This window comes from Streptomyces meridianus (genome assembly GCF_023703325.1).
In the GTDB taxonomy this organism is placed as follows: domain Bacteria; phylum Actinomycetota; class Actinomycetes; order Streptomycetales; family Streptomycetaceae; genus Streptomyces; species Streptomyces meridianus.
In genome coordinates, this window is sequence record NZ_JAMQGM010000023.1 from 62,185 (window position 1) to 86,723 (window position 24,539).

Sequence of the window (24,539 nt, forward strand, 5' to 3'; positions counted from 1 at the left end):
CCGCGGCGTCCGGCCGGCCTCCCCCGGGAGGGATCTCCGGCCGGACGCGGTGGCCGACTGCAGGTGGTGCGCTGGCGATCAGCGGTCGAGGTCGTTCGGCCCGAACGCATCGGGGAGGAGTTCGCCGAGGGTGCGGACGCCGCGGGCGGTGTCCACGAGCAGCTCCGGCCCGCCGTGCTCCATCAGCAGCTGCCGGCAGCGGCCGCACGGCATGAGCAGCGCGCCCTCCCGGTCGCAGCAGGTGAACGCGGTCAGCCGACCGCCGCCGGTGGCGAACAGCTCCGAGACGACGCCGCACTCGGCGCACAGGGTGACCCCGTACGCGGCGTTCTCGACGTTGCAGCCGCTGACGACCCGGCCGTCGTCGACGAGCGCGGCGGCACCCACCGGGAAGCCCGAGTAGGGGGCGTAGGCCCGGGACATGGCGTCCCGGGCCTGCTTCCGCAGGCTCTCCCAGTCGGGCGCCCGACCGCCGGGGGTGGTGCTCACTTGCCCTGGCCCTTCCGATACGGCCGTCCGATCGCCTTGGGGACCCGCAGCCGCTGTGCGGACAGCGACAGCACGAGCAGGGTGGCGACGTACGGGGTGGCGTCGACGACCTCGAGCGGAACCGTCTCGGTGAACAAGTACCAGACGACGAGCAGGACGGCGACCGAACCGCTGACGACCCCCGCCTTCAGGTGACCGTTCTTCATCTTCCAGACCGCCAGGGCGACCAGGAGGACGGCCACGAGCAGCATCAGGGCGTGCACCGTCTGGCCGCCGCCGCGCAGCTGGAGGCTGTCCATGAACCCGAACAGGCCCGCGCCCATCGCGACGCCGCCCGGACGCCAATTGCCAAAGATCATCGTGGCGAGGCCGATGTAGCCGCGGCCGCCGGTCTGGCCGTCCTGGTAGAAGTGCGAGGGGACGATGGCGAGGAACGCACCGCCGAGGCCGGCGAGAGCGCCGGAGACGATCACCGCCGCGTACTTGTAGGTGTAGACGTTGACGCCCAGCGACTCGGCCGCGACCGGGCTCTCGCCGCAGGAGCGCAGGCGCAGGCCGAACGACGAGCGCCACAGGATGAAGAAGGTGGCCACGAACAGGCCCACGGCGAGCAGCGTCAGCCAGGACACGTTGGAGACCAGGCCGCGCAGGATGCCGGCCGCGTCGGAGACCAGGAACCAGTCGTGCTTCTCGACCGCGCCGAGCAGGTCGGGCACGACGGGGAGGCTGACCGAGGGCAGGTCCGCCATCGGCGGGGACTGCTTGTCGTTGCCGCCCGCGGCAGCGGCGGCGCTGCCCTCGGCGCTGAAGAACAGCTTGGCGAGGTACTGGGTGAAGCCCAGGGCCAGGATGTTGACGGCCACACCGGAGATGATGTGGTCCACCCCGAAGGTCACCGTGGCGACGGCGTGGATGAGGCCGCCGATCGCGCCGAAGACGATGCCGGCGAACGCCGCCGCCCAGGGTCCGTACTCCCAGCCGACGAATCCGGCACCGAACGAGCCGAGCATCATCATGCCCTCGAGGCCGATGTTGATCACGCCCGCGCGCTCGGCCCACAGGCCGCCGAGGCCGGCGAGGCCGATCGGCACGGCGGCGCCGAGAGCACCGCCGTACTGGCCTGCCGAGGTGAGGTCGTCGGCGCCGGTGAACAGGCGCAGCGCCGACAGGGCGAGCAGGCCGCCCGCGATGATCAGCAGGATGACGGGGTACGACAGCTTGCGCTTCGCATCCGGCCGCTTGGGGCCGCTCAGCTCCTTAGTGACCGCGGCAGTGAGGTTCGTGCTCATGCGGACACCTCCGCCTTCTCGGTCTTGCGGGCCTGGGCGGCGAGCTGTGCGCCGACCTTCCGCTGCTGGCTCTTGAGTCCGTAACGGCGGACGATCTCGTAGGCGATGACGACGCACAGGACGATGACGCCCTGCATCACGCCGACGACCTCCTGGGCGTAGCCCTCGAACTCGAGCTGGCCGCCGGTGCGCTCGAGGAAGCCCCAGAGCAGGGCGCCGAGCGCCATGCCGACCGGGTGGTTGCGGCCGAGCAGCGCGATGGCGATGCCGGTGAAACCGATGCCGGCCGGGAAGTCGGTGCCGTAGTTGTACGAGCTGCCGAGCAGGGTCGGCATGCCGACGAGGCCGGCCGCGGTGCCGGACAGCACCATGCTGGTGACGACCATGCGCTTGACGCTGACACCGCTGGCCAGGGCGGCGGACTCGGACTGGCCGACCGCGCGCAGGTCGAAGCCGAACCGGGTGCGGCCCAGCAGGAACCAGTAGAGGACGCCCACGATCACGGCGACGACGATGAAGCCCTCGACCGGCTTGGGCGTGGTCGGGATCTCGAAGAAGTGGCTCGTGTCCGGCAGGTACGGCGTGTGGATCAGGTTCTCCTCCTTCACCGCGAGGCGGGACGGCTGGAGGAAGTAGCCGATCACCGAGGCGGCGATGGCGTTCAGCATGATCGTGCTGATCACCTCGCTGACGCCGCGGGTGGTCTTGAGCAGACCGGCGATGCCGGCCCAGACGGCGCCGACGAACATCGCGACGACGATGATCAGCGGGATCTGGATGATGCCGGGCAGCGCGAGGGACCCGCCGACGACGGCGGCGAAGAACGCCGCGATGCGGTACTGGCCGTCGACGCCGATGTTGAACAGGTTCATCCGGAAGCCGATGGCGACGGCGATCGCGGACAGGTAGTACGGGACCGCCTTGTTGATGATCCAGACCTGGCTGTCGCTCTTGGAGCCGTAGTCGGCCATGACGGCGAAGGCCCGCATCGGGTCGTCACCGGCGGAGAGGATCACCAGCGAGGTGACGATCAGCGCGGCGACGATGGCCAGCAGCGGCGCGGCGATGCCGAGGACCAGACGGTCCTTGTCGAAGCGCTTCATCGGTCACCGCCTCCGTTCTGCGCTGCGTCATGCGGGTGTTCGAGGTGGCCGCTGGCGGCGCCGGTCATGGCCGAGCCCAACTCCTCCGGTGTGATGGTGGCGGGGTCCGCGTCCGCGACGAGCCGGCCGCGGTACATGACCCGCAGGGTGTCGGAGAGCCCGATGAGCTCGTCGAGGTCGGCGGAGATCAGGAGGACGGCTAGGCCCTCGCGGCGGGCCTGCCGGATCTGGTCCCAGATCTGCGCCTGTGCGCCCACGTCGACGCCGCGCGTCGGGTGGGCGGCGATCAGCAGCTTCGGATCGTGGCTCATCTCGCGGCCGACGATCAGCTTCTGCTGGTTGCCGCCGGACAGGGAGGCCGCGGTGACCTCGATGCCGGGGGTGCGGACGTCGTAGTCGCGGACGATCCGCTCGGTGTCGGCTCGGGCGGCCTTGAGGTCGAGGAGCGAGCCGTTGCTGTTGGGCTTCTCGGTGACGTGGCCGAGGATGCGGTTCTCCCACAGCGGGGCTTCCAGCAGGAGCCCGTGGCGGTGGCGGTCCTCGGGGATGTAGCCGATGCCGCTCTCCCGGCGGAGGCGGGTCGGCTCGTGCGAGATGTCGGCGCCGTTGAGGACGATCGTCCCGCCGTCCGGGTCGCGCATGCCCATGATGGCTTCGACGAGTTCGGCCTGGCCGTTGCCCTCGACACCGGCGATGCCGAGGACCTCGCCCTGGTGGATGGTGAAGGTGATGTCGTCGAGGACCTCGCGGACGGTGCCGTCGGGGTCGGTCGCGCACAGCTTCAGGTCCTCGACGCCGAGCATGGGCCGGTCGGTGACCGTGGACTCGCGGGTCTCGGGCGAGGGGAGTTCGCTGCCGACCATCAGCTCGGCGAGCTGCCGGGGCGTGGTCTCGGCGGGGACGACGGAGGCGACGGTCGTGCCGCGGCGGATGACGGTGATGTCGTCGGCCACGGAGAGGACCTCGCCCAGCTTGTGCGAGATGAAGATGACCGTGAGGCCCTCGGCCTTGAGTTCGCGCAGGTTGTCGAACAGTGCGTCGACCTCCTGCGGGACGAGGACGGCGGTCGGCTCGTCGAGGATGAGCGTGCGGGCTCCACGGTAGAGGACCTTGAGGATCTCGACGCGCTGGCGGTCGGCGACGCCGAGGTCCTCGACGAGGACGTCGGGCCGGACGTTCAGGCCGTAGGCGTCGGATATCTCCTTGACCTTCGCCCGCGCCCTGCCGGCTATGCCGTACGGCTTCTCCGCGCCGAGCACCACGTTCTCGAGGACCGTGAGGTTGTCGGCCAGCATGAAGTGCTGGTGGACCATGCCGATGCCCCGGGCGATGGCGTCGGCCGGGCTGTGGAGGGAGACCTGCTCGCCGGCGATCGCGATGGTGCCCTCGTCCGGCTTCTGCATGCCGTAGAGGATCTTCATCAGGGTCGACTTGCCGGCGCCGTTCTCACCGACCAGGGCGTGGACGGTGCCCCGCCGGACGGTGATGTCGATGTCGTGGTTGGCCACAACTCCCGGGAACCGCTTGGTGATCCCTTGGAGAACGACGGCAGGGGCGCTGTCCGTCCGGTGGCTGCTGGTGGACGCTTTGATGGCGCACTCTCCTCGGGGAAGGAGCGGTTCGGGAAGGGCCGTGGGGCCGGGAGGGACGAAAGGCGTGGGACGGGCCGGCGGAAACGACCGGCCGGGAAACGCTACCGCGTCCGCGACGCTACGCGCGTAGCGTCCAGTGTCCGGTGGCTCCGGGCGCAAGTCCCGGAGGGGGGCCGGGACTTCGGCGCGACGGACGTACCGGGGCGGACCCGGCACAAGGCCGGCGGAGGACGAAATCCCCCACCGGCCCCGGCTTTGCACCTCGGATGCGATCGCCGGGGTCCCCGCCGGGCGGGGACCCCGGGGGGATCACGGGGTCTGGCTGACCTTGATCTCGCCGTCCGCGATCTTCTTCTTCGCGGCCTCGATGTCGGCCTTGATGTCGTCGATGAACCCGCCGGAGGTGGCGAGGCTCACGCCGTCCTTCTTCAGGGTGTAGGCGTTGACACCGGTCAGCGGCTTGCCGTCCTTGACGCTCTTGATGACGTCGAACACGGCCACGTCCACGTTCTTGACGACCGAGGTCAGGATCGAGTCCTTGTACTTCGCCAGGCCGGGCTGCTGGTACTGGTCGGAGTCGACGCCGATCGCCCAGGTGCCCTTCTTGGCGGAGATGGCCTCGATCGCACCCGCACCGGACTGGCCGGCGGCGGAGTAGATCACGTCGAAGCCGCGGTCGAGCATGCCCTTGGCCTTCTGCTTGGCCGCGGCCGGGTCGTTGAAGCCCTTGTCGTTGTTCGCGTACAGGTACTCCGACTTGACCTCGACCTTCTTGTCGGTGTCGCGGACGCCCTGCTCGAAACCGGCCTGGAACTTCTGGATCAGCGCGTTGTTCACACCGCCGATGAAGCCGACCTTGCCGGTCTTCGACTTCTTCGCGGCGGCGACGCCGGCGAGGTACGAGCCCTCGTGCTCCGAGAAGACGATGCTGTCGATGTTCTTGCCCTCGGAGACCGAGTCGACGACCGCGAAGGTGGTCTTCGGGAAGTCCTTGGCGACCTTGCCGATCGACTTGCCGTAGTTGAAGCCGACGCCGATGACCGGGTTGTAGCCGGCCTCCGCGAGCGAGGTGAGCCGCTGCTCGCGGTCCGCCTCGGTCTCGTTGTTCTTGGCGGTGAGCATCTTGGCGTCGATGCCGAGCTCTTCCTTGGCCTTGTCGACGCCGCGGGCGGCGGACTCGTTGAACGAGTGGTCGTCACGGCCGCCGACGTCGAAGGCCAGGCCGATGCCCTTGTTGCCCTTGCCGGCGGATTCGGTGGACGACTCCCCGCACGCGGTGGCGGTGAACGCGAGGGCCGCGGTGGCGGCGGTCGCAGCTGCGATCTTGATTACGCGGCGCAAGAGGACTTCCCCTTCTGCTGAAAGCGCCTCTTCCGGCGCTGGCTCCGCGGCATCGTAACGCGCGTAGATGCCCGATTAAACCCTCTCTCCGGGCCGTTATCGGATCGACGCAGAACGACCGGGCGCAGCCCCTCCCATCAGCGGGTTCACGCAGATCCCGCCCGGTGTCCGTCCAGCAGCGCGGCCCCGGTGAACAGGTCGACGGCCACCGCGATGGCCTCCTCGTCGACGTCGAAGTCACCGCAGTGCAGGTCCCGGCGGGTGGTGTCGCCGACCGGCCGGACGCCGAGCCGGGCCATCGCCCCGGGCACCCGCTCGAGATACCAGGAGAAGTCCTCGCCGCCCAGGCTCTGCTCGGTGTCCTCGATGTGCTCCGGCCCGCGCCGGACCGTCATCGCGTCCCGCAGCAGCTCGGTGACCACGGCCTCGTTGACGACCGGCGGCACCCCGCGGATGTAGTTGATCTGCGACTTGGCCCGGTGCAGGGTCGCCACCTCGTCGATCGCCGCGTGGACCAGGTCGGGCGCGGCCCGCCAGGCCGGCAGGTCCAGACAGCGAACCGTGCCGGACAGCTCGGCGTGCTGGGGGATGACGTTGCACGCGTGGCCCGTCTCCAGCCGCCCCCAGGTGACGGCGAGCCCCGAGCGGGCGTCCACCCGGCGGGCGATCAGCGCCGACACGTCGGTGACGACCTTGGCCGCCGCGGTGACCAGGTCGGTGGTCAGGTGCGGGCGCGCGGTGTGCCCGCCCGGGCCGTCGAGGGAGACCTCGAGCCGGTCGCAGGCGGAGGTGATCGGGCCGGTCCGCAGGCCGATCCGCCCCACCTCGACCTTGGGGTCGCAGTGCACGCCGATGATGCGGCCGACGCCCTCCAGCGCACCGGAGACGATCGCGTCGGCGGCGCCGCCCGGCAGCACCTCCTCGGCGGGCTGGAAGATCAGCCGTACCGGGCAGGGCAGCCGCCCGGCCCGGTCCAGCTCGGCCAGGACCAGCCCGGCGCCCAGGACCGCGGTGGTGTGCACGTCGTGACCGCAGGCATGGGCCCGGTCGGGGACGGTCGACCGGTAGGCGACCGTCTTGGTGTCGGGGATGGGCAGCGCGTCGATGTCCGCGCGGAGCGCCAGCATGGGCGGCGCGCCCTCGCGGGCGCCGATGTCGCAGACGAGACCGGTTCCGACCGACAGGACCCGGGGGGAGAGACCGGCCTTCTCCAGACGCGCCTTGATCACCGCCGTGGTGCGGAACTCCTGGTTCCCCAGCTCGGGGTGCATGTGGAGGTCGCGTCGGAAGGCGATGAGCTCGGCACGAAGCTCCTCGGAGAGCGCACCGGGCACCTCGGGGACGTCGGCCGCCCCCCGATCGGCTCCGGCCGGCCCTGCCGGCGCACCTGGATCGGACTCGCGGGACATCAGTCGGTTCACCCTGAGCAGGGTACGTCGACCGGCAAGGCAACTGCCTCTCGATCAACAAAAGTTCAACCCGATGGGGGGTAAGAATCGGGCTGCGAGTCGCATGACCGTACCCCCGGATGGGTATGACTCTTGATTTTTCCCGCCTTCCCTCCCTTCACGGCCAGAGGCGTGCCCGCCGGACGGAAACGGTCACGGCGGGGTCGGGCACGGCGGGGCCGGAGGGGCGGCGGGCACGCGGTGGACGCCCCGTGCCGTCCCCGTGACCGCCGACAGGAAACCCTCGGCCCGTGGCGAGGCGCCGTCCGAGAGCCACTCCGGCGCGACGTCGAACACGACCACCCGGACACCGGTGCCCTCCAGGGCGAGCGGCAGGGTGTGCACCACCGTCGAGGGGAAGCTGAGGATCGTCGCCCCGACCGGTCCCCGGCGGGCGATCAGCTCCAGCGGGAGGTCCGGACGCACGATCTCCAGCCCGGTGACCGCGGCGAGCCGGTGGAGTTTTGCCGCGCTCTCCCGGCGATGGGCGAAGTACCGGGTGGCCCCGTGGTCACGGGCCAGGGCGGCGACCGCGTCGATGTAGCGGCCGGTGTCGATGACGCCGGTCTCGGCCAGCGACGTGCCCACCAGGTCGGCGCCGCCCGTGGTCCGGGGCGGCCCGAAGCGGGACCGCGTCCACGCGAAGTCGTTGGCCGTGACCACCACCCCGTCCGGTGCCTCCACCGGCATCGAGCTGAACACCTCGACCCGGCGGTTTCCGCTGACGTTCAGACGCCGGCGGGCGAGCGAGGCCACCGGAGCGAACACCGCGTCCCGCGGGCCGGCGCCCCTGCCGCTGCGGTGCCAGCGCACCAGCCGCTCACCGCGGGTGAGCTGGGAGACGAACTCCATGGTCGCCGTCCCGTCGTCCACCACGACGGTCTCCGGGGCACCGGCCAGCGTCAGCAGCAGCTGAACGTAGCGGGAGAAGGGGTCGCCGATGACGATGCGCCGCGCCCGGCGCAGCCGGGGAGCGAGCGCGCCGACCGTCCGGAACGGGGCGGCAGCTCCGCCCCGGGCGTCCTCCCAGCGGACGTTCAGCCCTTCGTCACGGGCGAGTTCGGCCATGCGCCGCAGCTGTCCCCGGCTCATGGGGTCGAGCGGGGAGAGCACCACCACGGTGATGTCCTCAGGGCGCAGCGGCTCCGGCACGGGCGCATCCCCGCCCGCCGGCTGCGGCAGCGCGCAGGCGTGCGCCCACTCGAGGACGTTGAGGAACTGGACCGGGGACTCGACGAACGCCAGTGTCTCCCCGCCGGTGCGGGCCGACGCCTGCCGGCCGCCGCCCCGGAAGCCGCGCGCGGATCCCGGCTCGTTCCGGGGGCGCGCAGCTTCCGGCGTGCTCACCAGAAACACCTCGTCCTTTCGTGCCGCAATCAGACGCCGGCGGGCTCGCGCTCGCCGGCCTCGGCGACGACGCCCGCGACCCGGCGCAGCTTCTTCATGGGACCGATCTCGCTGTCGTAGACCTTCTTGACGCCGTCACCGAGGGAGTCCTCGACGACACGGATGTCGCGCACCAGGCGGGCCAGTCCGCCCGGCTCCACGGAGGCGGCCTGGTCGGAGCCCCACATGGCGCGGTCGAGGGTGATGTGGCGCTCGACGAACGCGGCGCCCAGGGCGACCGCGGCGAGGGTGGTCTGCAGGCCGGTCTCGTGGCCGGAGTAGCCGATCGGGACGTTCGGGTACTCCTCCTTGAGGCTGTTGATGACCCGAAGGTTCAGCTCCTCGGCCTTGGCCGGGTAGGTGCTGGTGGCGTGGCAGAGCAGGATGTTGTCGCTGCCGAGCACCTCGACCGCGTGCCGGATCTGCTTCGGGGTCGACATGCCGGTGGACAGCACGACGGTGCGGCCGGTGGCGCGCATGGCGCGCAGCAGCTCGTCGTCGGTCAGCGACGCCGAGGCGACCTTGTAGCAGGGCACGTCGAACTTCTCGAGGAAGTCGACGGACTCGACGTCCCACGGGGAGGCGAACCAGGCGATGCTGCGCTTCTTGCAGTAGTCGTCGATCGCCCGGTAGCCCTCCTCGTCGAACTCCACGCGGTGGCGGTAGTCGATGTAGGTCATCCGGCCCCAAGGGGTGTCGCGCTCGACGTCCCACTGGTCGCGCGGGGTGCAGACCTCGGGGGTGCGCTTCTGGAACTTGACGGCGTCGCAGCCGGCGTCGGCGGCGGCATCGATGAGGGCGAAGGCGTTCTCCAGGTCACCGTTGTGGTTGATGCCGATCTCACCGGTCACGTAGACGGGGTGGCCGGGGCCGACGATCTTGTCGCCGAGGGTGCGCAGACGGTTGGTGCTCATGACAGTCATTCCTTCTTTCACAGGGGGGTTCACAGGGAGGGACCGAGGACCCACGAGGCGATCTCGCGGATCGCGCCGTGGCCGCCCGGGACGGAGGTGACCGCGCGGGCCTCCTCGCGTACGACGGCGTGTGCCTGGGCGACCGCGACCGGCCATCCGACGAGGCCGAAGCACGGCAGGTCGTTCACGTCGTTGCCGACGTAGAGCACGCGCTCGGGAGCGATGCCCTCCTCCTCGCACCACTGTTTGAGTGCGAGGTCCTTCCGGTCGATGCCGTGGAGCACCGGGACCCGCAGCTTGCGGGCCCGGGCGGCGACGACCGGGTTCTGTTCCGTGGACAGGATCAGCAGGGGGATCCCGGCACGGCGCATGGCCGCGATGCCGAGTCCGTCGCCGCGGTGCACGGCGACCGTCTCCCGTCCGTCGGAGTCGACGAGCACCCGGTCGTCGGTCTGGGTGCCGTCGAAGTCGAGGACCACCGCGTCGACGTCGTCGCGGGTGGGCAGCGCGCCGGGGCGCAGGGGGGCCGCGTCGCCGCCGGCCGGGGAGGCGTCGAGCAGCGGCGCGAGGGCGCGGGCGCGGGCGAGGTCGTGCGGGTCGTCGATCTCGAGGACCCGGGCCGGGTCGGTCGGCACCGGCTGGGTGCGGCCGAAGAACCGGTGGCCCGCGTCGCGGAATCCGGCGGCGGACATGGCGTACACCGCGCCGGTCTCGAGGAGGTCCTGGGGACGGTCCTGGCGGCGGGGCCGGTGCGCCTTGTCGTGGTTGACACCGAAGCCGCCGGCCCGTGCACCCTGCTGTCCGGGGTCCCCGACGCCCTGCTGCCCGTCTCGCCAGACGAACCCGTGGAAGGGCGCGACGGCCAGCGCGCTGTCGGCGCCCTCGACGGTGACGGCGGAGGTCACCGCGTCCACGTCCGCACGGGTGAGGAAAGGGCTGGTGCACTGGACGAGGAGGACCGCGTCCACCGGACCGCTGCGCTGTTCGTGAGCGTCCAGGGCATGCAGCACCGCGGCCTCGCTGGTCGCCGTGTCGCCGGAGATGCCGGCCGGGCGGGTCACCACGCCGGCGCCGGCGTTCCGGGCCGCGGCGGCGATGCCCTCGTCGTCGGTGGAGACCACGACGTCGGTGACCGTCCGGGCGGCGAGACACGCGCGCACGGCACGGACGACCAGCGGGACCCCGCCGACCTGTGCCAGGTTCTTGCCGGGGACGCCCTTCGAGCCGCCCCGGGCGGGTATGACGGCCAGCACACGGGGGGTGCTGTTCATGGGTACTCCTTCGCGGTTCGTGGCGCTCACAGGTGCCCCCAGCGGCGGATGACGGGTGCGACCCGCTGGACGCCCTGCCGGTAGGCCGTGCGGGCCGCGTTCCGGGCGAACTCGCGGGCCGCGCGGCGCAGTACGCCGACCTCGCGGGGCTCCTCGCCGGCGCCGGGCAGCGGGGCGCCCCCGGGGCCGAGGCCGTGCCGGGCGAGGACGCCGGGCAGGTAGCCGGGCGCGGTGAGCGGGGTGTAGTAGGGGGAGAGCGGCGGCAGGCCGGGGGCGGCCGTGAGCGCGGCCACCCGTTCGCGGACGGTGTCGAACGCCGTCTCGTAGGCGCCGTCGGCGGCCACGCCCTGGCGGTCGCACCACTCGGGGTCGGCCGACGGCAGCCGTCCGGCGTCGAGTTCGTCCCAGGAGGCGAGGCAGCCGGAGCCGAGGAAGTGGTGGTTGCCGAGGGCCTCGCGGATGCCGAGGTCGGTGAGGACGGCCGTCGGGACGCGGCGGTGCAGCGCCTCCAGGGCGGCCGTCGAGCTGACCGTGACCAGCAGGTCGGTGCGGTCGAGCACGTCGCTCATGTTGCCCTGCACCAGACGGCAGTTCGCGGGGAGTCCGCCGGGCTGCCGGGCTGCGAGCTTCTGGTAGGGCAGTTCCTCGACGTGCGTCGTGTGTTCACCGGGCTTGCTGCGCAGCTTGACCAGCACCTCGCGGTCCGGATGCAGCCGCGCGTGCTCGACGGCCCGCCGCAGCAGGTAGGCGCGGTCGGCCCGGTTGTCCGGGACGGACGGCTGGACGGCGAACACCACGGTGAACGGGCGCTCGTCCGGTGCGGCCGGGGCGTACGGGGTGCCGCCGAGGAACGGCAGCGCGCACTCGACGACGCCCGAGGTGTCGGCGCCGACCCCCGCGTACACCTCGCGGAAACGCCCCGCGTCGTGGCGGGAGTTGGCGAGTACCAGGTCCGCGCCGTGCCGCAGCAGCAGGCCGTCGGCGAGCTTCTCGTAGACCACGCCCACGTACCCGGTGACGACGACCGGCCGCTTCGCGAGGCCGTGCCAAACGTGGGCGAGCCCGTGCAGCATGGCCTGGACCCCGCCGCCGACCAGGGACAGCAGGACGACGTCGTACGGCTCGTCGCCGATCCTCCCGGGCCCCGCGCACTCCCCCATCTCGTGGAGGAAGGCGGCTGCAGTGACCTCGCGCAGGGTGTCGGCGCGCACGCCCACCTCGGCGAGCTGACGCGGTGTCGGCGTGGCGCGGCCGCGCAGGAGAAATCCGTCGAGGCGCACGCCGTCCGGCGCGATGCGGCGGGCGGTCAGGGCGCCCCACTTCCATCGCGTGTCGGAGTCGGCGAGCACGGCGATCCGCGGTCGTCTCTCGGTACTTGCTGGCACGTCGGCGACGTTAGGGAGCAATTCCGATACGCGGCCCAACGCCGCCGCAACAACGGGTTAACAACATGCCGACGAAAAGGGATCGGGCGGCGGGAAAGTCGAGTTAACCATTCCGCCATTCTTCGTTCACTGCGGAGTACACCACAGGTCGCGATGCATGCCGGGTCGCCCCCTAAGGTCACCCGGGTGGTAAAGCTCTCCGTCGTCGTGCCGTTCTACAACGTGCAGACATATGCGCCCGACACCCTGAAAAGCCTGCGTGCCAATGCGAGAAAGGATTTTGAATTCATTCTCGTCGACGACTGTTCGACCGATGAGACCCCCGAGGTCCTCGAGCGCGCGGCTCAGGACCTTCCGGGGGCCGTCGTGATCCGTCACGGGAAGAACGGCGGCCTCGCCACCGCGCGCAACACGGGCATCGACGCGGCCCGCGGCGAGTACATCGCCTTCCTGGACGGCGACGACTGGCTCGCGCCCGGCTACTACGAGGACCTCGTCGCCTGCATCGAGGACCTGGGGTGCGACTTCGTGCGCACCGACCACGTCCAGTGCACCGGCCGGTCCCGGTCGGTGCACCGGGTCCCCCACGGCCCGCGCGGCGTCGTCATGCCGCCCCGGGAGGCGATCCTGCCCGCCGACCGATCGACGTCGGTGGACTACGCGTACGCGTGGGCGGGCATTCACCACCGCCGGCTCGCCGACAACGGCGTCCTGCGTTTCGGTGACGGCCTGCGGACCGCCGAGGACCGGCCCTGGATCTGGCGGCTGCACCGGGAGGCGGAGTCCTTCGCGGTCGTCGGCCTGCTGGGCGTCTTCTACCGCCGCGGCGTCGCGTCCTCGCTGACCCAGATCGGCGACGTGCGCCAACTCGACTTCATCCGCGCATTCGACCAGGTCGTCGCGGAGACGGCGGGGGACCGGGACGCGGACCGGCTGCTGCCCAAGGCCGTCCGCACCTACTGCGCGATCATCGCCCACCACCTCGGGAACATCGAGAGGTTCGAACCTGCTGTGGCCCGCACCCTGCGATCGATGAGCGCCTCGGCGCTGAAGCAGATGCCGCAGGACGTCCTGCGCGACGCCCTGGACTCCATGGACCACGAGCGCGCCGTCCGCCTGCGCCGGCTGCGCCGCCGTCCCTTCACCGGCGGGGAGGTGGCGGCCTGATGCCCGCGGCACACCGCACCCAGATCTTCCAGGTCTCCACCCTGTACGGGGCGGCGACGCTCGCCGCCGCACTCGACGCGGGCTGCTTCCCGTCCGCTCACCGGCGGTTGCTCCTCGTCTGCAACAACGCGGCGACCCCGGAGACGGCACCGGACCTCGCGACGATGCCCGGCTTCGAGCGGCTGCTCGGCCGCTTCGACCGGGTGCTGTCCTGGAACGAGACGATCAGCCCGTTCCACCCCGGCGGCTGGTCGCCGCGGCCCGACGACGTCCCGCTGTGGGAGCGGCACTTGCGGCTGCTGTGGGGCCTCGGGGACGACGAGGTGGAACTGGCGCTCGAGTCCATCCAGGTCAATCCGGCCCTGGCGCTCGCCCAGCTGTTCCCGGCCTCGCCGCTCGACGTCTACGCCGACGGCCTGATGAGCTACGGTCCGACCCGCAACAGGATCGACCCGCTGGTGGGCACCCGCATCCGCCGGCTGCTGTACCTCGACCTGGTACCCGGTCTGAATCCGCTGCTGCTCACCGAGTTCGGCGTGGAGCAGGAGACCGTCCCCACCGACGCGTTCCGGTCCGTGCTGGCCGAGCTGGCCTCCTCCGACGTGGAGGGCCTGCCGGCGATGGACGCCCCGGCCCTGTTGCTGGGCCAGTACCTGTCCGCCCTCGGCATCCTCGAACCCGAGGAGGAGGAGCGGCTGCACGTCACCATGTTGCGCGGCGCGGTCGAACGGGGCCATCGCGAGATCGTCTTCAAGCCGCACCCGACCGCCCCCGCCCGCTGGTCCCGGCTGCTGGAGAAGGAGGCGGAGACGCTCGGTGTCCGGCTGGCGGTGCTGGACCGGCCGGTGCTCGCCGAGGTGCTGTTCCAGCGGATGCGCCCGGCCCTGGTGATCGGCTGCTTCTCGACGGCGCTGATGACCGCGGGCGCGTTCTTCGGGCTCGACGCGGTGCGGACGGGCACCGGCACGCTGCTGGAGCGGCTCAGCCCCTACCAGAACAGCAACCGGGTACCGGTCACGATCGTGGACGCGCTGCTCCCGGGCCCCGACGACCAGGCGGAGCACGACCCGGCACGGATCCGTGCCGGGGACGGCCGCCTGTCCGGTCTGGTCGCCGCGGTCGGTTTCGCGATGCAGCCGCAGATCCACCCGGCCCTGCGTCCCGAGGCCGAACGGTTCCTCGCGGCGCACCTGGACGCCCACACCTGGCGCTACTTCAAGCGCCGCCGGCTGACGTCGCTCGCCCTGCCCGGGGGTGTTCCGTCCCAGCTCGCCTTCCTGCCCCGCAACTCGACGGTGCGCCGGATGGCCCGCCGGGCCCGGGCCGTGCAGCGGCGCGTCGTGCGGAAGCGGACAGCGTTCGGATGAGCGCGCCGACCGTGACGACTCCGGCGCCCACCGGGGCCGGCTCCCCCGAGGCCACCGCGCGCCAGCAGGCCCTGGATCGGACACCCGCCCGTACGTCCTCCCGTCCGGTCCGGCTGGGTGCGCTCGATCTGCTGCGGCTGCTCGCGGCGCTGATGGTCGCCTTCTACCACTACGGCGGCCGGGACGGCGAGATCGGGGAGGCCTGGGGCAGCTCACCCACCGAGCAGTTCCCCACGCTGTCCCAGGCGTTCGCCTACGGCAACCTCGGCGTGCAGATCTTCTTCGTCATCAGTGGCTTCGTGATCTGCATGAGCGGCTGGGGCCGTCCGATCGGGTCGTTCTTCGCCTCGCGGGTCTCGCGGCTGTTCCCGGCGTACTGGGTGGCCGTCGCGCTCGTGACCGCGGTGTTCGCGCTGCCGTGGGTGGCGTACGAGGCGGTGTCACCGAGCGACGCCCTGCTCAACCTGTCCATGCTGCAACAGCCGTTGGGCGTGGACCGGGTGCTCGGAGTCGACTGGACGCTGTGGGCCGAGCTGCGGTTCTACGTGCTGTTCGCGCTGTTCGTCGTGATGCCGGGAGCCGGCCGGCACCGCGTGGTGCTCTTCTGCGTGTTGTGGACGGTGGCCGCGGTGGTGGCCGAGGCCGCGGACATGCCGCTTCTCGACGTGACGCTGATGCCCGAGTACGCGCCGTACTTCATCGGCGGCGTCGGCCTCTACCTGCTGCACCGCGACCGGCGCGACGTCACGGCGTGGGGCATCGTGGCCGTGAGCTGGCTGATCGGGCAGCACTACGCGGTGGACCGGCTGTGGCATCCGCCGAACCCCGACTTCTTCTCCTACCGGCCGTCGTTGTGGATCGTCGCGGTGTTCACGGCCGGGTTCGTGGCGGTGGGCGCGATCGCACTCGGGTGGCTGCGGGGGCCGAACGGCCGCTGGGTCACGGTCGCCGGAGCGCTGACCTACCCGTTCTACCTGGTGCACGAACACCTGGGCTGGGTGACGGTGCACGTGCTGCACCGCACTCTGGGGCTGCCGTCGTATGCGACGCTGCCGCTCACGGTCGCGTCGATGCTGCTGCTGGCCTACGCGCTGTACCGGCTGGTGGAGCAGCCGCTGGCACCGCGCATCAGGCGGGCTCTGACGGCCGTCCGCGGCTGACGGCTTCGGGAGCAACACGTCGGCGGAGGACGGGCTTTCGGTCCTGCCGGGTGCACCGGGCGGGATCGGCTCAGGACGTCGCGTAGCGCTCGATGTACACGGCGAAGGGCTCGAGGCCGACCTCGTCGCGCAACTCGTCGACGCGTTCGGGCTCCTGGCACGGCCACGGCACCGGCCGGCCGTCCCGCATCCCGGCGATCTGGGTGCCGTAGATCTGCTTGCGGCCCTCGTTGACCAGTGTGCGGTCGCGGAGGAAGGCGGCGTCGCGCGGGTGGGCCTCCCCGGACTTCACGGCCTGGTCGATCAGCCGCAACGCCCTTCGCTGTACGTGCAGTTGACGGTCCGCGTGCTGCGCGATGAGCCAGGCCCCGCGGGCAGCCTCCTCCCCGAACCGGGTGAGGGACGGCCAGCCGTGCTCGTCCATGATCCGTTCGAGCATGTCGCCGTGGCGGGCCGTGAGCCGCCGCCAGGCGAGCTGGTCCTCGTGGTCCGCGCTGTTCGCCCAGTGCGACGAGCGATGGTCCTCCGCGGCCATGGCGACAAGGTCCGAGGCCGTCTGACTCTCAGGGGTCATTGTTCGCTCCACGATGGGGTGCCGGTACACGCGGGGGCCACCACCGTAGAGCAGGAGCGGCCCGTCGGTGCGCCGCTGCGCAGGATTTCCCGCCCCCGCTCGCGCGCGACCGCGGGGGCGGTGTGCGGCTCCTGGCGGGTACGCAGTCTCCGTGCCCGCCCCGGACGCGGCGGAGGGGCGCGGGCCGAAGCCCACGCCCCTCCGTCTGCCCGGAAGGCCTGCGTGTCAGACGACGACCCAGAGGCCGGCCGCGATGACGAACGCCGCGAGTCCGAGCGTCGTCTCCATCACGGTCCAGGTCTTCAGCGTCGTCTTCTCGTCCATCCCGAAGAAGCGGCTGACCAGCCAGAATCCGGAGTCGTTCACGTGCGACAGCACGGTGGCGCCCGCGGCGACGGCGACCACGAGGAGCGCGATGTGGAAGTCCCCGAGGTTGGCGTCCGCCACGGAACCGGCGATCAGACCGGAGGTGGTGGTCAGCGCGACGGTGGCCGAGCCCTGGGCGACGCGCAGCAGCGTGGCGATGACGAACGCCTGGAGGATGAGCGACATGCCGAGGTCGGAGAGCGACCCGCTCAATGCGGCCCCGATGCCGCTGAGTTCCAGGACGCCGCCGAACATGCCGCCCGCCCCGGTGATCAGGATGATCGAGCAGATGGGACCGAGCGCGCCGTCCACGAGCTTCGTGACGTTCGCCATCGAGGTGTGCGGGCGTCCCAGCACGGCGATCGCGACGATGACCGTGATCATCAGGGCGACCGGCGTGTGGCCGAGCAGGCTCAGGAACGCGGCCCAGCCCTCGTCCCCCTTGATGACCTTCGCGCTGGCCAGCGTGTCGGTGATCGTGTCGAAGGAGATCAGGACGAGCGGGATGAACAGCAGCAGCAGGACGGTGGAGAACTTCGGGGCCCGCGCGGCGAGCGCCTCACCGTCGGCGTCCTTCTTCGTACCGTCGTTGACCTCACCGAAGATCACGTCCGGGAGGTCGACGTGGATCCGGTGTCCCAGGAAGCGGGAGACGAGGTAGGAACCGGCGTACCAGGCCAGCACGGCGATCGGAATGCCGACCAGCATGGTGACGCCGATGTTGCCGCCCAGCACCTCGGCCGCGGCGACCGGGCCCGGGTGCGGCGGGACGATGGCGTGCATCGCGGCGAAGGCACCGGCGGCCGGCAGCGCGTAGAGCAGGAGCGAGCCGCCGAAGCGCCGGGCCACCGTCAGGATGATCGGCAGGAAGACGACCAGGCCGGCGTCGAAGAAGATCGGGAAGCCGAAGAGCAGGGCGGCAACACCCAGGGCGAGCGGCGCCCGTTCGGCACCGAAGCGTCCGATGAGCGTGTCCGCGAGGACCTGGGCGCCGCCGGTCACCTCGAGCAGGCGGCCGAGCATCACACCGAACGCGACGAGGAGTGCGACCGAGCCGATCGTGTCGGCGAAGCCGAACATCAGGACGTCGGGTATGTCGGCGAGCGGGAAGCCGACGGCTATCGCCGTGACCACGCTCACCAGGACCAGTGACACGAAGGCGTGCAGCTTCACCTTCATGATCAGGAACAGCAGCAGGGCGACAGCCCCCGCTGCGATCAGCAGCAGTGTGGCTGTGCCGTAGACCGGCTCAATTGCTTCCACGGGAACACCTCATACCGATTTCTCCAACCATCCACGCCCGGGAGGACCGGGCATCTCACAACCAGTGCGTCGACTACCGGCAGCCATCGACCTCTTTCCTGCCGGCCCGCTCCAGGGCGCGGACGGCTTCCTCGGTGACGGCGGACGGCTCCTGCGTGATCGGAACCGCGATGCCGCACTCGTCCGGCTGGAGCGGTTCGAGCGCGGCGAACTGGGAGTCCAGCAGGGAACCGGGCATGAAGTGGTCCCGGCGCTGCTCCAGCCGGTCGGCGACGATCCGGCGGTCGCCGGTCAGGTGCAGGAAGAACAGCCCGGGGGCGGAGGCCCGGAGCCGGTCGCGGTAGCGGCGCTTGAGGGCGGAGCAGCTGACCACCCCGCCGAGGCCGGCCCGGTCGGCGGCCCAGGCACCGATGCTGTCGAGCCAGGGCTCACGGTCGGTGTCGTCCAGCGGGACCCCGGCCGTCATCTTGGCGATGTTGGCTTCGGGGTGGAAGGCGTCCGCTTCCGCGTAGGGGACGCCGAGCCGGTCGGCCAGCAGCCGTCCGACCGTGGACTTGCCGGTGCCGGCCACTCCCATGACCACCACGACATACGGGTCCACGACATGTGGGGCGTGCATCGCTACCTCGCCGTCTTCCTCGACTTCGACGCCGCCGCACACTCAAACCCATAAGTACGACGTATTCAAGGGCCTGTGACTCAAACGTCATACGTAAGTAACGTCGGAGCTCGCCGCGTAGTCTGACTGCAACGGGTGTGATCAGCACGGGAACGGCAGAACGGGCGGTGGGGATGGGGACCCGAGGGCAGGACCGGGGACTGCACGCGCGGCTGCTGTCGGCATTGGGGCCCGCGATCACGGCGGGCGAGTACCCGCCCGGGACGGTGCTGCGGACCGACGAGCTGGAGGAGCGGTTCGAGGTCTCGCGCACGGTGGTGCGCGAGGCGGTCCGGGTGCTCGAATCCATGCACCTGGTCGAGTCCCGCCGCCGGGTCGGGGTCACCGTGCGGCCGGCCGAGGAGTGGGACGTCTTCGATCCGCAGGTGATCCGCTGGCGCCTGGCGGGCCCGGACCGGCCACGCCAGCTGCGGTCGCTGACCCGGCTGCGCTCGGCGGTGGAACCGGTGGCGGCGGGCCTGGCCGCGGAACTCGCGACGCCCGAACAGTGCGCGGACCTCACCAGCCACGCCCTCGGCATGGTGGCGACCTCACGCGGCCATCAGCTCGAGAGCTACCTCGTGCACGACGTGGCGTTCCACCGGGTGATCCTGCGGGCGTCCGGCAACGAGATGTTCGCCCGGCTCGGCGACGTGGTGGCCGAGGTGCTCACCGGCCGCACCCAGCACCAGGTGATGTTCTCCGACCCCGACCCGGAGGCGGTGAGCCTGCACGTGCGGGTGGCCGAGGCGGTGCGGGAGCGGGACGCCGAGCGGGCCGAGAGCCTCACCCGTGAGATCACCGTCGGGGCGATGCGCGAACTCGACGTCCTCGCCCCGTGACACGTCCCGGGGGCCGGTCGTCCGCCCGGCGGGTGCCTCAGCCCACGCTGCTGACCGACAGTTTCGCGGCGAAACCCAGGAACACGGCACCCGCCGCGGACGTGACTCCGGCCGAGAGCTTCCTGCGCCGGCGGAACTGGTCGGCCAGCCGGGTACCGGCGAAGATCAGTGCAGTCAGGTAGAGGAAGCTGAACAGGGTGGCGAACGCGCCCAGCAACAGGAACGACAGCGCCGGGTGCGGGTAGCCGGGGTCGACGAACTGCACGAAGAACGAGACGAAGAACAGGATCGCCTTCGGGTTCAGCAGGCTGATCACCAGCGCACGCCGGTACGGCCGCTCGTCCTCGGCCAGGTCGCCCGGCTCGGGGGCCGCCTCGGCCGGACGGTCCTCGCGCCCCTTCCACAGAGCCCACGCGGCCCGCATCATGCCGACGGCCACCCACGTCAGATAGCCGGCGCCCGCGTACTTCACGACGCCGAACAGCATCGGGCTGGCCTGGAGCAGCGAGGCGACACCCGCGGCCGAGAGGGCCATCAGGACCGCGTCGCCGCAGAACACGCCGGTCGCCGCGCGGTAGCCGCTGCGCACACCCCGGCGCGCGGCGACGGACAGCACGTACAGCGAGTTCGGCCCCGGAAGCAGGACGATCAGCGCCACACCGGTCAAATACGTCGGAAGATCGGTCACACCCAGCATGACGCGGAGTTTCGCACAGAGTTGCGGAAGCCGACGGGGCGGTCCGCATCGCAGACGCTCCCGGCCGCTGCCGGGGTGCCGTGGACCGCAGGACGACAGGCCCCGGGCCGGCGGACGACGGCCCGGGCCGGGCGGATCAGAACGCGTCCGTGGGCACGTACTGGCCCCACACCTCGCGCAGCGCGTCGCACACCTCGCCGACCGTGGCCCGCGCCGCCAGCGCCTCCTTCATCGGGTACAGCACGTTGTCGGTGCCCGACGCCGCCTTGCGCAGGGAAGCGAGAGCGGCGTCGACGGCCGCCTGGTCGCGCTCCGCCCTCAGCTTCGCCAGCCGCTCGGCCTGCTGGGCCTCGATCGCCGGATCGACGCGCATCGGCTCGTACGGCTCCTCCTCCTCCAGCTGGAAGCGGTTGACGCCGACGACCACCCGCTCGCCTGAGTCCGTCTCCAGGGCGATGCGGTACGCACTGCGCTCGATCTCGTTCTTCTGGAAGCCGCGCTCGATGGCGTTGACCGCGCCACCCATCTCCTCGACCTTGCCCATGAGTTCGACGGCCGCCGCCTCGACGTCGTCGGTCATCTTCTCCACGACGTAGCTGCCCGCGAAGGGGTCGACGGTCGCGGTCACGTCCGTCTCGTAGGCCAGGACCTGCTGAGTGCGCAGCGCGAGCCGGGCCGACTTGTCGGTGGGCAGCGCGATGGCCTCGTCGAAGGAGTTGGTGTGCAGCGACTGGGTTCCGCCGAGGACGGCGGCAAGGCCCTGCACGGTGACGCGGGCCAGGTTGACCTCCGGCTGCTGCGCGGTCAGCTGCACGCCCGCGGTCTGGGTGTGGAAGCGCAGCATCAGCGACTTGGGGTTCTTCGCCCCGAACTCCTCCTTCATCACCCGGGCCCAGATCCGGCGCGCAGCACGGAACTTGGCGACCTCCTCGAGGATCGTGGTGCGGGAGACGAAGAAGAACGACAGCCGGGGCGCGAAGTCGTCCACGTCCATGCCGGCGGCGACGGCGGTGCGCACGTACTCGATGCCGTCGGCCAGGGTGAAGGCGATCTCCTGCGCGGGCGAGGCGCCGGCCTCGGCCATGTGGTAACCGGAGATCGAGATGGTGTTCCACTTCGGGATCTCGGCCTTGCAGTACTTGAAGATGTCGGCGATCAGGCGCAGCGACGGCTTCGGCGGGAAGATGTACGTGCCGCGGGCGATGTACTCCTTCAGCACGTCGTTCTGGATGGTGCCGGTGAGCTTGTCGGCCGGAACTCCCTGTTCCTCGCCGACCAACTGGTACATCAGCAGCAGCAGTGCGGCGGGCGCGTTGATCGTCATCGACGTCGAGACCTTGTCCAGCGGGATGCCGCCGAACAGCACCCGCATGTCGTCGATCGAGTCGATGGCGACGCCGACCTTGCCGACCTCGCCGTGGGCGATCGGGGCGTCGGAGTCGTGCCCCATCTGGGTCGGCAGGTCGAAGGCGACGGACAGGCCCATGGTGCCGTTGGCGATGAGCTGCTGGTAGCGCGCGTTGGACTCGGTGGCCGTGCCGAAGCCGGCGTACTGGCGCATGGTCCACGGCCGGCCGGTGTACATCGACGGGTAGACACCGCGGGTGAACGGGTAGCTGCCGGGTTCGCCGAGCTTCTCGGCGGGGTCCCAGCCAACGAGCGCGTCCGGCCCGTAAACCGGTTCGATGGGCAGTCCCGATTCCGACTCGCGCGCCATGTGCCATGCCTCCTGATCGAGTTACCCACTACCTGCCGGTAACCGTGTGCCGTCGACACGGACTGTAGTGGGGGGCGCGCGTGCCGTGGAGACCCGCACGCTGGGACCTTGCTCACAGAATGCTCGGCTGAGCGGTGATCCGCTCGCCGGAAGGGGTGGCGTCGCCAGGACGGCCGACACGGCCACGGCCGGACGCGACGGCGGCGGGAGGAGGTCCGGGAATCCGGGAGGTGAGGTCCGGGAATCCGGGAGGTGCGGGGGCGCGGGCGGGACCGGGGGAACGTTCCCGCCCGCGCCGATTGCGCAGAGCCGGTTGGTACGGGGGGAACCCCGGCTCGTGCGCGGCCGATGACCAGTCGGCACTCAGTACTGCGACGGCGGCTCGAAAAATGTCACACCCCCGCCCGCGGAGCCCCTCCGGCCGACTGCCGCACGGACCCGGCGGACCGTCAGGACCCGAGCGCGAGCGGGTCGGACCCGAGTTCGAGGGTGTCGACCGACGAGGACAGGTCCGTCCCGCCGGTCGGCGCGGACGTGGGTGCGGTGGTGGGACCGGGCGCGGATCCGATGGTGGGCGCGGGATCGGTGGTGTTCTCGGTGCCCTTGCTCACGCCGTTCTCCGGGCCGCCGACACCGTCGTCCGTCCGGCGCCCGGCCACCCCGAGCAGCGCGTCGCACTTGCGGTCGAGCGCCTCGGGACCTCCCGCGGCCTCCTCGACCCGGCGCTTCTGCTCCTCGGAGAGGGTTCCGTCGCGGTACTTGCGGCAGACGTCCGCGTCCACCGTGCCGCTGTCGCCGGACGCGGTGGGCTGCGGCTCGGCGCCCTTGCCGTCCCCCTGCTCGCCGGACTTCCCCGAGGGGCCGGCGCCGCCGCGCCGGGACGAACCGTCGTGTCCCGGGTGCTCGCCGGACCTGCCGTGCCGCTTGCCGTGCGGGGGCTGCTCCGAGGCGGCGGGCACCTGCCCGGTGCCGCTGGGTGTTCCGACGGCTGAGACGCTGGTGGCGGGCAAGGGCGCGGGGGCCTCCCCGAAGGGCTTCGGCAGCGCTCCGGACGCGATGGCAGCACCGCCCAGCAGCGCCGCCGAGAAGGCCACCCCGAGTCCGGCCCACAGCGGCCGGCCCGGCCACGACCCCCCGCCGGCGCGGTGGGAGCGGCGGCGCGCCCCGGCCTGTCCGGACCGGGAGCTGCGGAAGGCCCGCATCGCCTCGGCCTCGCCGGCCAGTTCGCCGTCGGGGGCCAGGACGACAGCAGGGAGTTCCGCCATCGCCTCCATCGTGGCGGCGAGTTCGACGGCCTGTTCCCGGGCCCGCGCGTCCGCGGTGCCGACGGCGGCGAGAGCATCGGCCGTCTCGCCGCGCAGCAAATGCTCCGCGGCGGTTGCGTCCAGCCAGCTGTACCGGTTGTCGGCCATCACATGTCCTTCTGCGTCCACACGCACGTTTCCGTCACACCAGCCGGGGCAACCGCACGCGGGCGGTATCCGAACCGCTCGGGAATCCCGTCGAACCCGTCGGTAACCGGGCCGCCCGCCGGGTCCGCCCCGCCGGGGGCCGGCTCGAGGAGTTCCGCGAGCCTCCGCAGGCCGCGGTGGGCGGCCGTCCGGACCGCGCCGGGACGCTTGCCGAGCACCTTGGCGGCGCTCTTCGCGTCGAGCCCGACGACGACCCGCAGCACCACCGCCTCCGCCTGGTCCTGGGGCAGTTCCGCGATCAGGCGCAGGGTGCGCCCCGTGCCGAGCGCCTCCAGCGCCTCCCCCACCGTGTCCGAGTTCCCCGCACGGTCGGCGAGTTCGGTCTCGTCACCACTGACGGCGGGCCTGCGGCCGCGCATGCGGATGTGGTCCAGGGCCCGGTTCCGGGCGATCCGCGCGGCCCAGCCACGGAAGCGGTCGGCGTCGCCGCTGAACTTTCCGAGGTCGCGGGCTATCTGGAGCCACGCCTCGGAGGTCACGTCCTCCGCGTCGGTCTCGCCGACAAGCGTCCGGACATAGCCGAGCAGCCGCGGGTGCACAGCCCGGTAGACGGTACGGAACGCGGTCTCGTCCCCGTCCTGGGCGGCGTGCACCGCGGACGTCAGCTCGGCGTCTTCCCCCAGCACGCTTTCATCCTGCCCCACGGTCCTCCGGCCTTCCGACATGGGGGGAGCCCTACGATCCGGTCTGCGCTCGCCCCCACGGTGCGCGCCCCCAGATGCTCCGCCGCTCCGCGCGTCCGTTCCAATGGCCCGGCGGCCGCGTCGCCCACCGGCACGGACGGGAACGCTAGCCGCAGGGCCCCGTCCGAGTCCACGCTCCCAGGGGCCCGGCGGACGACCATGACAAGGGTGTGACACAAACCCCGCGGGCGGCGCTGTTAGGAGTACGGGCCCGCAACGGGCCCCCGATACCGACGGCCGGGGTCTCTCCTGTGGGGGGTGGCGACCCCGGCCGTCCTCTTCGCTGCGGGGCCGCCGTGTTCCGCTGCGGTGTTGTCGCGCCGGAGTGCCGGCCCGCCGCCGCGCGGTTCCCCCG

At 71.5% G+C, this 24,539-nt stretch carries 21 protein-coding genes; 4 read left to right on the top strand and 17 right to left on the bottom strand.

What is annotated here, in order from left to right:
• Nucleotides 1-78: 78 nt before the first annotated feature.
• The 10 genes from M1E25_RS11125 to M1E25_RS11170 form a co-directional block, all read right to left on the bottom strand.
• On the bottom strand, nucleotides 79-489 hold the full coding sequence (locus tag M1E25_RS11125) for a cytidine deaminase (RefSeq protein WP_308290413.1): 411 nt from the start codon (nucleotides 487-489) through the stop codon (nucleotides 79-81).
• Complete coding sequence (locus tag M1E25_RS11130; protein ID WP_251413403.1) at nucleotides 486-1,778, bottom strand: ABC transporter permease; 1,293 nt, start codon at nucleotides 1,776-1,778, stop codon at nucleotides 486-488. The genes M1E25_RS11125 and M1E25_RS11130 overlap by 4 nt, the downstream gene beginning before the upstream one ends.
• A complete protein-coding gene (locus M1E25_RS11135; protein ID WP_251413405.1) occupies nucleotides 1,775-2,881 on the bottom strand; it encodes an ABC transporter permease in 1,107 nt (368 codons plus the stop codon). Before M1E25_RS11135 ends, M1E25_RS11130 begins: the two co-directional genes overlap by 4 nt.
• Nucleotides 2,878-4,473, bottom strand: a complete 1,596-nt coding sequence (locus tag M1E25_RS11140; protein WP_251413639.1) for an ABC transporter ATP-binding protein — start codon at nucleotides 4,471-4,473, stop codon at nucleotides 2,878-2,880. Before M1E25_RS11140 ends, M1E25_RS11135 begins: the two co-directional genes overlap by 4 nt.
• Before the next feature lie 309 nt (nucleotides 4,474-4,782).
• A complete protein-coding gene (locus tag M1E25_RS11145; protein WP_251413407.1) occupies nucleotides 4,783-5,814 on the bottom strand; it encodes a BMP family lipoprotein in 1,032 nt (343 codons plus the stop codon).
• A 146-nt stretch (nucleotides 5,815-5,960) separates the two neighbouring features.
• Nucleotides 5,961-7,223 (bottom strand): amidohydrolase, encoded by a 1,263-nt coding sequence (locus M1E25_RS11150; protein WP_285830652.1) that lies wholly within the window; start codon nucleotides 7,221-7,223, stop codon nucleotides 5,961-5,963.
• A gap of 192 nt (nucleotides 7,224-7,415) precedes the next feature.
• Nucleotides 7,416-8,609, bottom strand: a complete 1,194-nt coding sequence (locus tag M1E25_RS11155) for a hypothetical protein (protein WP_372500602.1) — start codon at nucleotides 8,607-8,609, stop codon at nucleotides 7,416-7,418.
• 29 nt (nucleotides 8,610-8,638) lie between these two features.
• Nucleotides 8,639-9,562 carry an N-acetylneuraminate synthase family protein gene (locus tag M1E25_RS11160; RefSeq protein WP_251413412.1) on the bottom strand — a complete coding sequence of 308 codons (924 nt, stop codon included), beginning with the start codon at nucleotides 9,560-9,562 and terminating at the stop codon, nucleotides 8,639-8,641.
• 29 nt (nucleotides 9,563-9,591) lie between these two features.
• Nucleotides 9,592-10,833, bottom strand: coding sequence for an acylneuraminate cytidylyltransferase (locus tag M1E25_RS11165; protein ID WP_251413414.1), 1,242 nt, complete (start codon nucleotides 10,831-10,833; stop codon nucleotides 9,592-9,594).
• Between the two features lie 26 nt (nucleotides 10,834-10,859).
• On the bottom strand, nucleotides 10,860-12,218 hold the full coding sequence (locus tag M1E25_RS11170; protein ID WP_251413416.1) for a DUF6716 putative glycosyltransferase: 1,359 nt from the start codon (nucleotides 12,216-12,218) through the stop codon (nucleotides 10,860-10,862).
• Between the two features lie 186 nt (nucleotides 12,219-12,404).
• Here M1E25_RS11170 and M1E25_RS11175 point away from each other — a divergent pair, with 186 nt between their 5' ends.
• From M1E25_RS11175 to M1E25_RS11185, 3 genes are read left to right on the top strand one after another with little or no spacing between them, the layout of a single operon-like run.
• Complete coding sequence (locus M1E25_RS11175; protein WP_251413418.1) at nucleotides 12,405-13,385, top strand: glycosyltransferase family 2 protein; 981 nt, start codon at nucleotides 12,405-12,407, stop codon at nucleotides 13,383-13,385.
• The gene (locus M1E25_RS11180) at nucleotides 13,385-14,752 is read left to right on the top strand and encodes a polysialyltransferase family glycosyltransferase (protein WP_251413420.1); all 1,368 of its coding nucleotides are present in this window, start codon (nucleotides 13,385-13,387) and stop codon (nucleotides 14,750-14,752) included. The genes M1E25_RS11175 and M1E25_RS11180 overlap by 1 nt, the downstream gene beginning before the upstream one ends.
• Entirely contained in the window at nucleotides 14,749-15,912 is a 1,164-nt protein-coding gene (locus tag M1E25_RS11185; RefSeq protein WP_251413422.1) for an acyltransferase family protein, read from the top strand. Before M1E25_RS11180 ends, M1E25_RS11185 begins: the two co-directional genes overlap by 4 nt.
• A gap of 70 nt (nucleotides 15,913-15,982) precedes the next feature.
• Here the strand turns inward: M1E25_RS11185 and M1E25_RS11190 are convergent, their stop codons facing one another.
• The 3 genes from M1E25_RS11190 to M1E25_RS11200 all read right to left on the bottom strand — a co-directional run bounded on the left by M1E25_RS11190 (nucleotide 15,983) and on the right by M1E25_RS11200 (nucleotide 18,734).
• On the bottom strand, nucleotides 15,983-16,486 hold the full coding sequence (locus tag M1E25_RS11190; protein WP_251413423.1) for a DUF6624 domain-containing protein: 504 nt from the start codon (nucleotides 16,484-16,486) through the stop codon (nucleotides 15,983-15,985).
• 225 nt (nucleotides 16,487-16,711) lie between these two features.
• A complete protein-coding gene (locus tag M1E25_RS11195; protein WP_251413425.1) occupies nucleotides 16,712-18,115 on the bottom strand; it encodes a GntP family permease in 1,404 nt (467 codons plus the stop codon).
• Nucleotides 18,116-18,188: 73 nt separating this feature from the next.
• Entirely contained in the window at nucleotides 18,189-18,734 is a 546-nt protein-coding gene (locus M1E25_RS11200; RefSeq protein WP_251413429.1) for a gluconokinase, read from the bottom strand.
• 173 nt (nucleotides 18,735-18,907) lie between these two features.
• Between M1E25_RS11200 and M1E25_RS11205 the strand changes: the two genes are divergently transcribed.
• Nucleotides 18,908-19,615 carry a FadR/GntR family transcriptional regulator gene (locus tag M1E25_RS11205; protein WP_251413430.1) on the top strand — a complete coding sequence of 236 codons (708 nt, stop codon included), beginning with the start codon at nucleotides 18,908-18,910 and terminating at the stop codon, nucleotides 19,613-19,615.
• Nucleotides 19,616-19,652: 37 nt separating this feature from the next.
• On the opposite strand, the gene leuE is transcribed toward M1E25_RS11205, so the two are convergent.
• The 4 genes from leuE to M1E25_RS11225 form a co-directional block, all read right to left on the bottom strand.
• A complete protein-coding gene (gene leuE, locus M1E25_RS11210) occupies nucleotides 19,653-20,312 on the bottom strand; it encodes a leucine efflux protein LeuE (RefSeq protein WP_251413433.1) in 660 nt (219 codons plus the stop codon).
• 136 nt (nucleotides 20,313-20,448) lie between these two features.
• Nucleotides 20,449-22,029 carry an acyl-CoA mutase large subunit family protein gene (locus M1E25_RS11215; protein ID WP_251413435.1) on the bottom strand — a complete coding sequence of 527 codons (1,581 nt, stop codon included), beginning with the start codon at nucleotides 22,027-22,029 and terminating at the stop codon, nucleotides 20,449-20,451.
• Nucleotides 22,030-22,478: 449 nt separating this feature from the next.
• Nucleotides 22,479-23,441 carry a hypothetical protein gene (locus M1E25_RS11220; RefSeq protein ID WP_251413437.1) on the bottom strand — a complete coding sequence of 321 codons (963 nt, stop codon included), beginning with the start codon at nucleotides 23,439-23,441 and terminating at the stop codon, nucleotides 22,479-22,481.
• Complete coding sequence (locus M1E25_RS11225) at nucleotides 23,441-24,127, bottom strand: RNA polymerase sigma factor (RefSeq protein WP_251413439.1); 687 nt, start codon at nucleotides 24,125-24,127, stop codon at nucleotides 23,441-23,443. The genes M1E25_RS11220 and M1E25_RS11225 overlap by 1 nt, the downstream gene beginning before the upstream one ends.
• Between the last annotated feature and the right edge of the window lie 412 nt (nucleotides 24,128-24,539).

Excerpts from the sequence above, each read along its gene's own strand:
- M1E25_RS11130 (WP_251413403.1), bottom strand. The coding sequence starts at position 1,778 with ATGAGCACGAACCTCACTGCCGCGGTCACTAAGGAGCTGAGCGGCCCC.
- M1E25_RS11200 (WP_251413429.1), bottom strand. The coding sequence starts at position 18,734 with ATGCACGCCCCACATGTCGTGGACCCGTATGTCGTGGTGGTCATGGGA.
- M1E25_RS11150 (WP_285830652.1), bottom strand. The coding sequence starts at position 7,223 with ATGTCCCGCGAGTCCGATCCAGGTGCGCCGGCAGGGCCGGCCGGAGCC.
- M1E25_RS11135 (WP_251413405.1), bottom strand. The coding sequence starts at position 2,881 with ATGAAGCGCTTCGACAAGGACCGTCTGGTCCTCGGCATCGCCGCGCCG.
- M1E25_RS11160 (WP_251413412.1), bottom strand. The coding sequence starts at position 9,562 with ATGAGCACCAACCGTCTGCGCACCCTCGGCGACAAGATCGTCGGCCCC.
- M1E25_RS11185 (WP_251413422.1), top strand. The coding sequence starts at position 14,749 with ATGAGCGCGCCGACCGTGACGACTCCGGCGCCCACCGGGGCCGGCTCC.
- M1E25_RS11190 (WP_251413423.1), bottom strand. The coding sequence starts at position 16,486 with ATGACCCCTGAGAGTCAGACGGCCTCGGACCTTGTCGCCATGGCCGCG.
- M1E25_RS11215 (WP_251413435.1), bottom strand. The coding sequence starts at position 22,029 with ATGGCGCGCGAGTCGGAATCGGGACTGCCCATCGAACCGGTTTACGGG.
- M1E25_RS11165 (WP_251413414.1), bottom strand. The coding sequence starts at position 10,833 with ATGAACAGCACCCCCCGTGTGCTGGCCGTCATACCCGCCCGGGGCGGC.
- M1E25_RS11220 (WP_251413437.1), bottom strand. The coding sequence starts at position 23,441 with ATGGCCGACAACCGGTACAGCTGGCTGGACGCAACCGCCGCGGAGCAT.
- M1E25_RS11205 (WP_251413430.1), top strand. The coding sequence starts at position 18,908 with ATGGGGACCCGAGGGCAGGACCGGGGACTGCACGCGCGGCTGCTGTCG.
- leuE (WP_251413433.1), bottom strand. The coding sequence starts at position 20,312 with ATGCTGGGTGTGACCGATCTTCCGACGTATTTGACCGGTGTGGCGCTG.
- M1E25_RS11180 (WP_251413420.1), top strand. The coding sequence starts at position 13,385 with ATGCCCGCGGCACACCGCACCCAGATCTTCCAGGTCTCCACCCTGTAC.